8 protein-coding genes and 1 pseudogene are annotated in these 9748 nt (G+C 72.1%); 5 read left to right on the forward strand and 4 right to left on the reverse strand.

Annotated features, from left to right (window positions below; genetic code table 11):
• Positions 1-53 precede the first annotated feature (53 nt).
• Positions 54-719: a lysophospholipid acyltransferase family protein gene (locus ACLZN2_RS03345; protein WP_416976808.1), complete on the reverse strand. Its 666-nt coding sequence runs from the start codon at positions 717-719 to the stop codon at positions 54-56.
• 245 nt (positions 720-964) lie between these two features.
• Between ACLZN2_RS03345 and pgm the strand changes: the two genes are divergently transcribed.
• Positions 965-2605 (forward strand): phosphoglucomutase (alpha-D-glucose-1,6-bisphosphate-dependent), encoded by a 1641-nt coding sequence (gene pgm, locus ACLZN2_RS03350; protein WP_416976809.1) that lies wholly within the window; start codon positions 965-967, stop codon positions 2603-2605.
• A 245-nt stretch (positions 2606-2850) separates the two neighbouring features.
• Positions 2851-3602, forward strand: a pseudogene (locus tag ACLZN2_RS03355) (YqjF family protein).
• Here the strand turns inward: ACLZN2_RS03355 and ACLZN2_RS03360 are convergent.
• Positions 3526-4359 carry a TetR/AcrR family transcriptional regulator gene (locus ACLZN2_RS03360; RefSeq protein WP_416976810.1) on the reverse strand — a complete coding sequence of 278 codons (834 nt, stop codon included), beginning with the start codon at positions 4357-4359 and terminating at the stop codon, positions 3526-3528. The pseudogene ACLZN2_RS03355 and the gene ACLZN2_RS03360 sit on opposite strands and share 77 nt — an antisense overlap.
• 17 nt (positions 4360-4376) lie before the next feature.
• Positions 4377-4568: a hypothetical protein gene (locus tag ACLZN2_RS03365; RefSeq protein ID WP_416976811.1), complete on the reverse strand. Its 192-nt coding sequence runs from the start codon at positions 4566-4568 to the stop codon at positions 4377-4379.
• A gap of 173 nt (positions 4569-4741) precedes the next feature.
• Here ACLZN2_RS03365 and ACLZN2_RS03370 point away from each other — a divergent pair, with 173 nt between their 5' ends.
• Entirely contained in the window at positions 4742-5449 is a 708-nt protein-coding gene (locus ACLZN2_RS03370; RefSeq protein WP_416976812.1) for a TetR/AcrR family transcriptional regulator, read from the forward strand.
• 31 nt (positions 5450-5480) lie between these two features.
• A complete protein-coding gene (locus ACLZN2_RS03375) occupies positions 5481-7154 on the forward strand; it encodes an FAD-binding dehydrogenase (protein WP_416976813.1) in 1674 nt (557 codons plus the stop codon).
• A gap of 142 nt (positions 7155-7296) precedes the next feature.
• Here ACLZN2_RS03375 and ACLZN2_RS03380 read toward each other — a convergent pair whose 3' ends face one another.
• On the reverse strand, positions 7297-7890 hold the full coding sequence (locus tag ACLZN2_RS03380; protein ID WP_416976814.1) for an isochorismatase family protein: 594 nt from the start codon (positions 7888-7890) through the stop codon (positions 7297-7299).
• A 274-nt stretch (positions 7891-8164) separates the two neighbouring features.
• Between ACLZN2_RS03380 and ACLZN2_RS03385 the strand changes: the two genes are divergently transcribed.
• A complete protein-coding gene (locus ACLZN2_RS03385; RefSeq protein ID WP_416976815.1) occupies positions 8165-9547 on the forward strand; it encodes an FG-GAP repeat domain-containing protein in 1383 nt (460 codons plus the stop codon).
• Positions 9548-9748: the final 201 nt, after the last annotated feature.

The following is a 9748-nucleotide window of genomic DNA, read 5'->3' on the forward strand; positions in this document are numbered from 1 at the left end:
CACAGTGTGACAGCCCCGCGCCCCTGATGGCGGGGGCGTTGCCCCGCCATGGGTCAGTGTGAACCGGTGAGCGCCGGCTCGCCCGCTGCTCTGACCGCCGTACGCCATGCCGCCGTCACCGCCTGGTGGGCTGTCCTCGTGCCCCGGTCCGTTTCGGCGGGGAGACGGATCGGGGCGCCCAGGTGGACGTGGCAGCGGGGGCGGCGGATCGGCGCCGTCAGGGTGCCTGCGAGTTGCTTGGTCGGGGAGCCGGAGGCGATGCGGCGGGCTCCGGCGTGACCGATCGGGACCACCATCGCGCCGGTCGTGCGGGCCAGGCGGGCCAGTCCGGTACGGAAGGGCTCCGGGGGAGTGGGGGCCGCGTCCTTGCGGCGCGGCAGGCCGCCCTCGCCGTAGAGAAGCACGTGGCGACCGCCTGCCAGGGCCGAGGCGGCCGCGTCCAGGGCGAGGGCGGCGTGGGCCGTTCCCCGGTGGACCGGAATGTGTCCCTCGCGGGTCAGCGCCTTGCCGAGCAGGGGGATGCGCCACAGTCCCGCCGTCGCCAGCACCACCGGCTTCAGGTCGAAGCTGCGCAGTGCGGCCATCACGACCGCCGGGTCGGCCAGGGAGTCGTGGTTGGCGACGAAGATGCTCCCCTCGGGCAGCCGCATCCTGATCTCGCTCGTGACGGTGAGCCGCCCGAAGAACGGGGTCAGGGCGATGACGGTGCGACTGAACACGGGCCGGCCTCTCGACGGGTGATGATCCGTTCAAAGTTTCGCGGGTGGCGGGGGCCGGGCGCCTGAGTACGGATACTCAATGCGAGGGTCGATCGACGTTCCGGGACGATGCCAGGACCTCACGGTCGGTCGAGGTCGAGCCGCAGTCGCTGCGACTCCCCGTCGGCCCTCGTCGCGGGTGATCACCACGGCAGGGGAAGATGGAACCGCACGTCAATGGTCAACCGACATGGAGGAGCGGGCACATGCAGCACGAGCGAGCGGGCCGGCCGGCCGGCCCCGAGGATCTCGTCGACGTCGCCCGGCTGGTCACCGCGTACTACGCGCTGCACCCCGACCCGGCCGACCCCGCGCAGCGCGTCGCGTTCGGCACCTCGGGCCACCGCGGCTCGTCCCTGAACACCGCCTTCAACGAGGACCACATCGCCGCGACCAGCCAGGCGATCTGCGAGTACCGCGCTGCCCAGGGCACCGACGGCCCGCTCTTCCTCGGCGCCGACACCCACGCCCTGTCCGAGCCCGCCCGCGTCACCGCCCTGGAGGTGTTCGCGGCCAACGACGTCACCGTGCTCATCGACAGCGCCGACGGCTACACCCCCACCCCGGCCGTCTCGCACGCGATCCTCACCCACAACCGCGGCCGCGGCTCCGGCCTCGCCGACGGCGTGGTCGTCACCCCCTCGCACAACCCGCCCGCCGACGGCGGCTTCAAGTACAACCCGCCGAGCGGCGGCCCGGCGGGCTCCGACGCCACCTCCTGGATCCAGGACCGGGCCAACGACATCATCGCCGCCGGCCTCAAGGACGTACGGCGCATCCCGTACACCCAGGCGCTCGCCGCGCCCACCACCGGGCGCTACGACTTCCTCGGCACGTACGTCGCCGACCTCCCGGCGGTCCTGGACCTGGACGCGATCCGCGCGGCCGGGATCCGGATCGGCGCGGACCCGCTCGGCGGGGCCTCGGTGGCCTACTGGGGCCGGATCGCCGAGCAGCACCGCCTCGACCTGACCGTGGTCAACCCGCTCGCCGATCCCACCTGGCGGTTCATGACGCTGGACTGGGACGGCAAGATCCGCATGGACTGTTCCTCGCCGTACGCGATGGCCTCGCTCATCGACAAGCGGGACCGCTTCCGGATCGCCACCGGCAACGACGCCGACGCCGACCGGCACGGCATCGTCACCCCGGACGCGGGACTGATGAACCCGAACCACTATCTGGCCGCCGCCATCGCCTACCTCTACGCCCACCGCGAGCAGTGGCCCGCCGACGCGGGGGTGGGCAAGACGCTGGTGTCCTCGTCGATGATCGACCGGGTCGCCGCAGACCTCGGGCGCCGGCTCGTCGAGGTACCCGTCGGCTTCAAGTGGTTCGTGGACGGCCTGGTCGACGGCTCGCTCGGCTTCGGCGGGGAGGAGTCGGCCGGCGCGTCCTTCCTGCGCCGCGACGGCTCCGTGTGGACCACCGACAAGGACGGGATCATCCTGGCCCTGCTCGCCTCCGAGATCACCGCGGTCACCGGGAAGACGCCCTCCGAGCACTACACCGGCATGACGGAGCGCTTCGGCGAGCCGGCCTACGCCCGTATCGACGCGCCCGCCACCCGTGAGGAGAAGGCGCTGCTGGCGAAGCTCTCGCCCGCGCAGGTCACCGCCGGCACGCTGGCCGGTGAGGCCGTCACCGGCGTCCTCACCGAGGCACCCGGCAACGGCGCGGCCCTCGGCGGCATCAAGGTGACCACGGCCAACGCCTGGTTCGCGGCCCGCCCCTCCGGCACCGAGGACGTCTACAAGATCTACGCCGAGTCCTTCCTGGGCACCGAGCACCTCGGCCGGGTCCAGGAGGAGGCCAAGGACGTGGTCATGGCAGCTCTGGAGGGCTGAGAGCTGCGCCGCGCCCTCCGCCTTCCGGCGGGCGGCGCGGTCAACGGGCCCGCACGGTCGCGTCCTTCGGCGGAGGACCGACGCCGAGCAGCCCGGTGGGGCTCACCTTCCGGGCATCGGCGTCGGCCTCAACCCTGGCCTCAACCCCGGCCCCCGCCCCGGCTCCGGCTCCGCTCCCGGTCTTCGGCGAAGTCCGGCGCGGCGTCGGGCAGCCTCGACGCCGGCGTGCCTGGCATGCTGACGCGGTGCAGAAGCCAGCCCCGGTCACCCCCGACGCCCCCGGACGCATAGTCTTCCCGCTCCTCACCCAGCAGTGGCTCGACCTGTGCTTCCTGCACTGGGCCGTCGCCCCGGAGACGGTGGCGGGGCTGCTGCCGCGGGGGACCGTTCCCGATACCCACGACGGGGTGTCGTACGTCGGACTCGTCGCCTTCCGGATACACCGGGTCGGCTGGTTCCGGCTGCCCGGGGTGCCGTACCTCGGGTCCTTCCCGGAGACGAACGTCCGGCTGTACTCGGTCGACGCGCACGGACGGCGCGGGGTCGTCGTCCGGTCGATGGACGCGACGCGACTGATCCCGGTGGCGATGGGACGGGCCGGTTTCCGGCTGCCGTACCTGTGGTCCCGGATGAGCGTGGGCGCGGACGGCGACACGGTCACGTACACCAGCCGTCGCCGCCGGCCCGGGCCGCGCGGCGCGTACAGCCGGATCGGGGGTGCGCCCCGGCGCGCGCATCGAGGAGCCGATCGGCCTCGAGTACTTCCTCACCGCCCGCTGGGGGATGCACAACGCCTTTTTCGGCGGGGCCGCCTATCTCCCCGACCACCATCCACGCTGGCCCCTGCACCGCGCCGAACTGATCGAGCGAGGAGAACCTGATCGCCGCGGCGGGCCTGCCCGCGCCGCGCGAGGAGCCGGTCAGCGTCCTGTACTCGCCGGGTGTGCCGGTACGTCTGGGCCGCCCGGCCCGGTCGGCGGGGCTGCCGACGCCCTGAATCCCTGCTCGCTCGCCGGGGCCGCCGAGACCTTGAGGCCCTCCGGGGGCCGGTAGTCCGCTCCCAGGCCCAGCCTGATCGCCAGTTCGAGCATCAGCAGTTCGAACATCGGCTCCTGGTCGAGGATCAACGGATTGAAGTGCGCGAACACCTCCAGGGCCACCTGCCCGTAGAGCGAGCGCCAGCACGACAGCATGACGACCAGCGCGCCGAGCGGCATGTCCACCCCGGTGGCCGAGCGGTAGTCGGCGATCTGCCAACGCAGGCGCGGGTCGAGGTCGTCGTCGGCGATGACGGGGTAGGGGCGGGTCGCCCACAGCCGCATGTAGTCGGGCCCCCAGACGGAGGCCAGCTCCCGGATCCAGTCGCCGGTCAGATCGGTCTGGGCGCTGCCGGCGGCCGCGGTGGGTGCGCCGAACAGCAGGCCGAACTCCTGGCGGTGCGCCAGCGCCCATTCACGGAACACCCGGCACGGGGCGACGAGCCGTGCCGCGAGGTCCGTCTCGTGCTCCGCCTCGATGGAGTTCCGCAGCAGAGCGGTCAGTTCGGCGACGATGTCCCGGGCGGTGTGCCGGACGATGTCCGCGAGGTCGTCGAAGTGCCGGTACAGGGCCGCCGGGGTCACCCCCACCCGGCGGGCGATCTCGGCGAGCGTCAGCGCCTCCACACCCTGATCGGTGATGATCTCGCGCGCCGCGGCGCGGACCTCCCGCGACATCTCCCGGCGAAGCCGCTCACGGCGCGAGGGAGCGGGCATGGGGTCGTCGTCCTCGTTCAGTCGTCCTCCTTCAGTCGGCCCGGTTCGAGGGGAGTGGGATGTGACAGTACCCAGTTCGGGTCGGCGACCTGCCGGGTTCGGCACACGAAGCCCTCGGCCGGGTCCGGCTGGAGGATGTGGACGGTCAGGACGGCCACCACGGTGACGGCGACAAAGCCGCCGGTGAGGAGCATGTCGACGTTCTTCACATCCCCACCAACGTTTGCGGCCGTCACAAAGTAATGCCCCATTACTTCGCTTATGTGCGTTGCTCGGTGCACGGGGTGCTCGCGGCCGGGCCCGGCGCACGCCGGTTCAGCTCCGAACACTTTCGATACATCAATGCATCGGATACATTCCCGTATCGAACGGAGGTCCGACAGTGGCGACGGAACAGAACGAACGGGCGACCGGCCGGGTGACCCGGCGCCGGGTGCGGACCCGGGCCAAGCTGCTCGACGCCGCGTTCGCCGTGTTCGCCGCCAAGGGCTTCGGGCGGGTCTCCATCGAGGAGGTCTGCGAGGCCGCCGGCTACAGCCGGGGCGCCTTCTACTCCAACTTCGCCACCCTGGACGAGCTGTTCTTCGCGCTCTACCGGGAACGCGCCGAGCTGATCGCCCAGCAGGTCGCCGACGCCCTCGCAGGCGACGGCCCCGATCTCGACGTACCGGCCTCCGTGGACCGGGTCACCGACGTGCTGCTCCTCGACCTCGACTGGCTGCTGGTGAAGACGGACTTCCTGGTCCACGCGGCCCGGGACCCGGCCGTCGCGCAGACCCTGCTGGAACACCGGGCCAGGCTGCGCCGCGCCATAGCCGACCGGCTCGCCCGGGCCCGCGGCCACACACCGCTGCCCGCCGTCCTCGCCGACGCGGACTCCGCCGCCCACGCGGTCGTCGCCGCGTACGACGGGGTCACCACCCAACTGCTGCTGGACAAGGACGTGGACGCCGCTCGCGCCTGGCTCAAGCAACTGCTCACCGCGCTGCTGACCGACGGCGGCACCCCCGAACAGCACCCACCGAACCTCCCGAACCCCTCGAAACTCCCGAACCCCTCGAACCTCCCGAGCAGCACCTCCCCCGAATAGCACCCCCCGTCAGAGAAAGGCAACGGTCGCCATGGACGCGGACGTCATCGTCGTCGGAGCGGGCCTCGCGGGCCTCGTCGCGGCGCACGAACTCACCAGCAGGGGCCGGCGAGTCGCCCTGGTCGACCAGGAGAACGCCGCCAACCTCGGCGGCCAGGCGTTCTGGTCCTTCGGCGGGCTGTTCCTCGTCGACTCCCCGGAACAGCGCCGCCTCGGCATCAAGGACTCCCTCGACCTCGCCTGGAGCGACTGGCAGGGCAGCGCACGGTTCGACCGCACCGAGGACGAGGACTCCTGGGCGGTGCGCTGGGCCCGCGCCTACGTCGAGTGGGCGGCGGGGGAGAAGCGGACCTGGCTGACCGGACACGGGATCTCGTTCGTGCCGACCGTCGGCTGGGCCGAACGCGGCGACCTGCGCGCCGACGGACACGGCAACTCCGTCCCCCGTTTCCATGTCGCCTGGGGCACCGGCACCGGTGTCGTCGAGCCGTTCGCCCGCTACGCCGAACAGGCCGCGAAGGACGGGCTGCTGACCTTCCACCACCGCCACCGCGTGGACGAGCTGGTCATGGCGGACGGCGCCGCCCGCGGCGTACGCGGCACGGTCCTGGCCCCCGACGACTCCGCGCGCGGCGTCGCCTCCAACCGCGACGCGATCGGCGAGTTCGAGCTGACCGCCCAGGCCGTCGTCGTCACCAGCGGCGGCATCGGCGCCAACCACGAGATGGTGCGCAGCTACTGGCCCGAGCGCCTCGGCACCCCGCCCGCCGAGATGGTCACCGGCGTGCCCGCCTACGTCGACGGCCGCATGCTCGACATCAGCGCCGAGGCCGGGGTCCGGCTGGTCAACCGCGACCGCATGTGGCACTACACCGAGGGCATCCAGAACTGGGACCCCATCTGGCCCGGCCACGGCATCCGCATCCTGCCCGGCCCGTCCTCGATGTGGTTCGACGCGCTCGGCCGTCGGCTCCCCGACCCCTGCCTGCCGGGCTACGACACCCTGGGCACCCTCAAGTACCTGCGCACCACCGAGGACATCGCCGGACACGAGCACTCCTGGTTCGTCCTCAGCCAGAAGATCGTCGAGAAGGAGTTCGCGCTCTCCGGCTCGGAGCAGAACCCCGACATCACCGCCAAGGACCGCCGGGCCGTGCTGCGCGACCGGCTGCTCGGCAAGGGCGCCCCCGCCCCCGTGCAGGCGTTCCTCGACCACGGCGCGGACTTCGTCATCGCCGACACCCTCGACCGGCTCGTCGAGAAGATGAACGCGCTCACCGACAAGCCGCTGCTCGACGCGGACGGACTGCGCCGCCAGATCCGCGCCCGCGACCTGCAGATCGAGAACGCGTACAGCAAGGACGCGCAGGTTCAGGGCATCCGCAACGCGCGCCGCTACATCGGCGACCGCCTCGGCCGGGTCGCGACCCCGCACCGCATCCTCGACCCCGAGGCCGGCCCGCTGATCGCCGTCAAGCTGCACGTCCTCACCCGCAAGACCCTCGGCGGCATACAGACCGACCTCGACTCCCGCGCCATCGGCACCGACGGACAGCCGATCGAGGGTCTGTACGCGGCGGGCGAGGTCGCCGGCTTCGGCGGTGGCGGAGTCCACGGCTACAACGCCCTCGAAGGCACCTTCCTCGGCGGCTGCCTCTTCTCGGGCCGCGCGGCGGGCCGGGCGGCGGCACGGCAGACGGCCTGATGGAGCAGGCCCGAGCGGTACGGCCCGAGCGGTACGGCCCGGCGGATCGAGCCCGGGCCGTACTGCCGGCCGGCGCGACAGGTCCAGCAGCACGGTCCGGTCGTGGCTGAGCCGGGCGTCGGCGGCGCGCGGTGCTCGTCGGTCAGGAGACCACGACCGGGCGGCCGGTCAGACGCACGCCCGCCTGTTTCATCTCGTCGACGGCCGCGCGGGTGGTGTCGGGAGCGACTCCGGCGGTGTAGTCGAGCAGGACGCGGACGGCGAAGCCGGCCCGGATGCCGTCCAGTGCGGTGGCCTTCACACAGTGGTCGGTGGCGATGCCCACGACGTCCACCGCTGCGATCTCGCGGTCGTGCAGCCATTCGGCGAGCGGGGTTCCGCCCTCGGTCGAGCCTTCGAAGCCGCTCTTGGAGGCCGAGTGGGCGCCCTTGTAGAACACCTCGTCGACGCTGCCGTCCGCGGTGACGGGCGCGAAGTCGGGGTGGAAGTCGCCGCCCTCGCTTCCGACCACACAGTGGACCGGGAACGAGGTCGAGAAGTCCGGACGGTCGGAGAAGTGCCCGCCCGGGTCGATGTGGTGGTCGCGCGTGGCGACCACATGCGCGTACGCGCCGCCCGCCGAACGCCGCACCAGTTCGGCGATGGCCGCCGCGCGGTCCGCACCGCCCTTCACCGGGACGCTGCCGCCCTCGCAGAAGTCCTTCTGCACATCCACCACGATCAGTCCACGTCGCACGGCTCGTCCTCTCTGTCGCGTGATGCCGGCCCGCGGAAATGATGTGCACACAAACCGGACGGCCGTCGGCGGCGCTGGGCCGACTGCGCCGCCCGGCCCCCCCAACGAGTGGGCCCGCGGGGGCGTCGCCGGGGACACCGCGCCAAGACCGGGCCTCGACGTAAGCCCCTTCGGCGTACAACCCTCTTCCGCCGTCACGTGTCTCCTCTGTACCCCGCACCACAAGATCACCGGGAACCGGCTCCGCCCGGTCCCGTGCGCACGCAGGAGACGCATGTTCACGCGCAGGACGTCCCGCCCGCTCCGGCTCGCTCTCGCGACCGCCACCGCCGTGTCCGTCACGGGCGGCGGGCTGCTGGCCCTCTCGGGGACGGCCGCGGCCGCGCCCGCGAAGTACGCCGACGACTTCAACGGCGACGGCTACCGGGACTACGCCCAGGCCTCCCTCGGCGGTTCCTTCACCGTGACGTACGGGACGGCGACCGGTCCCGGCACCGTGACGAAGACCTTCACACAGAACAGCTCGGGCATTCCCGGGACCGCCGGGGACGCCGGCGGCTTCGGGGACGCCTTCGGCGAGGACCTGGCCGCCGCCGACCTGAACCGGGACGGCTACGCCGACCTCGCGGTCACCGACTTCACCGAGAAGGTGAGCTCGGGAGCGGTCACCATCATGTGGGGAGCGAAGTCCGGCCTCGGCACCAAGGCCACCCGGCTCCCCGTCGGCGCCGTCTCCCACCGGGGCTTCGGCAAGGCCGTCGAGACCGGTGACTTCAACGGCGACGGCAAGGCGGACCTGGCGGTCGTGGACTCCATCAACACCACCTACATCTTCCGGGGCGGCTTCTCCAAGACCGGGACGACCGGGAAGGTCACCAAGCACCGCCTGCCCCTGAGCTCGCCCGACATCCTCGAACCCGCCGGGCTCGTCGCCGGGAAGGTCACGAAGGACAAGGCCACCGACCTGTACGTCCTCGGTCAGGGCTACCGCAACGACAAGATGACCCTGGACGCCTGGTTCCTGCGCGGCGGCACCACCGTCAAGCCCGCCGCCAGGGTCACACCGATCAACAACGCGGGCACCGACTACAGCCCCACGGGCGTCGTCGCGGACTTCGACAAGAACGGCTACGGCGATCTGGCCGTCGGCGACACCCGCTACAACAACGGCGCCGGCTCGGTCGTCGTCGTACGCGGCGGAGCGTCCGGTCCCACCACCAAGTACCGCCTCACCCAGTCCACTTCGGGCGTCGCCACGGCGGCCACCAGGAACGACGGCTTCGGCGGCACGCTCTCCGCCGGCGACACCAACCGCGACGGCTACCCGGACCTCGCGGTGAGCTCGGAGGAGGAGAAGGTCGGCTCGGCCGCGTCGGCGGGCGGTGTCCACATCCTGCGCGGCGGTACGAAGGGCCTGACCGGCGCCGGTTCGCAGTGGTTCACCCGAGCCACCGCCGGCGTACCGGGGGACCCCACGGCATACGAGAGGTTCGGGCTGAACCTCCGGCTGCGCGACACCGACCGGGACGGCGACGCGGACCTGGTGATCGGCGACAACGACTACGAGCAGACGAGCCTGCTCCTCCCGGGCGGCGCCTCCGGCGTCACGACTGCCGCCGTGACGGAGCTGAGCGTGTGGCCGAGCTTCCCGCAGTGACGCGGGCAGTTGGTGCTGCGACCGGAAAGGTTCACAGCACTAGGCCCTGTCGTCAAATTCCCGCCTGCCCCGCGACGCCATGCACGCCCTCTCGCCGCACCGGGCCCAGACCCAAGTACGTCCAGTACGAGGGTCAGGGCCCGGCACACCGAGAGCACGCACCTGACGCCGCGTGGCCGCCCTCCGGGCGACGACGGGAAT

Origin of the sequence: Streptomyces sp. T028, from assembly GCF_048159505.1 — a bacterium.
Taxonomy (GTDB): Bacteria; Actinomycetota; Actinomycetes; order Streptomycetales; family Streptomycetaceae; genus Streptomyces.

Bases quoted from the DNA above. Each gene is read 5' to 3' on its own strand.
- pgm (WP_416976809.1), top strand. From the start codon at position 965: ATGCAGCACGAGCGAGCGGGCCGGCCGGCCGGCCCCGAGGATCTCGTC.
- ACLZN2_RS03360 (WP_416976810.1), bottom strand. From the start codon at position 4,359: ATGCCCGCTCCCTCGCGCCGTGAGCGGCTTCGCCGGGAGATGTCGCGG.
- ACLZN2_RS03375 (WP_416976813.1), top strand. From the start codon at position 5,481: ATGGACGCGGACGTCATCGTCGTCGGAGCGGGCCTCGCGGGCCTCGTC.
- ACLZN2_RS03385 (WP_416976815.1), top strand. From the start codon at position 8,165: ATGTTCACGCGCAGGACGTCCCGCCCGCTCCGGCTCGCTCTCGCGACC.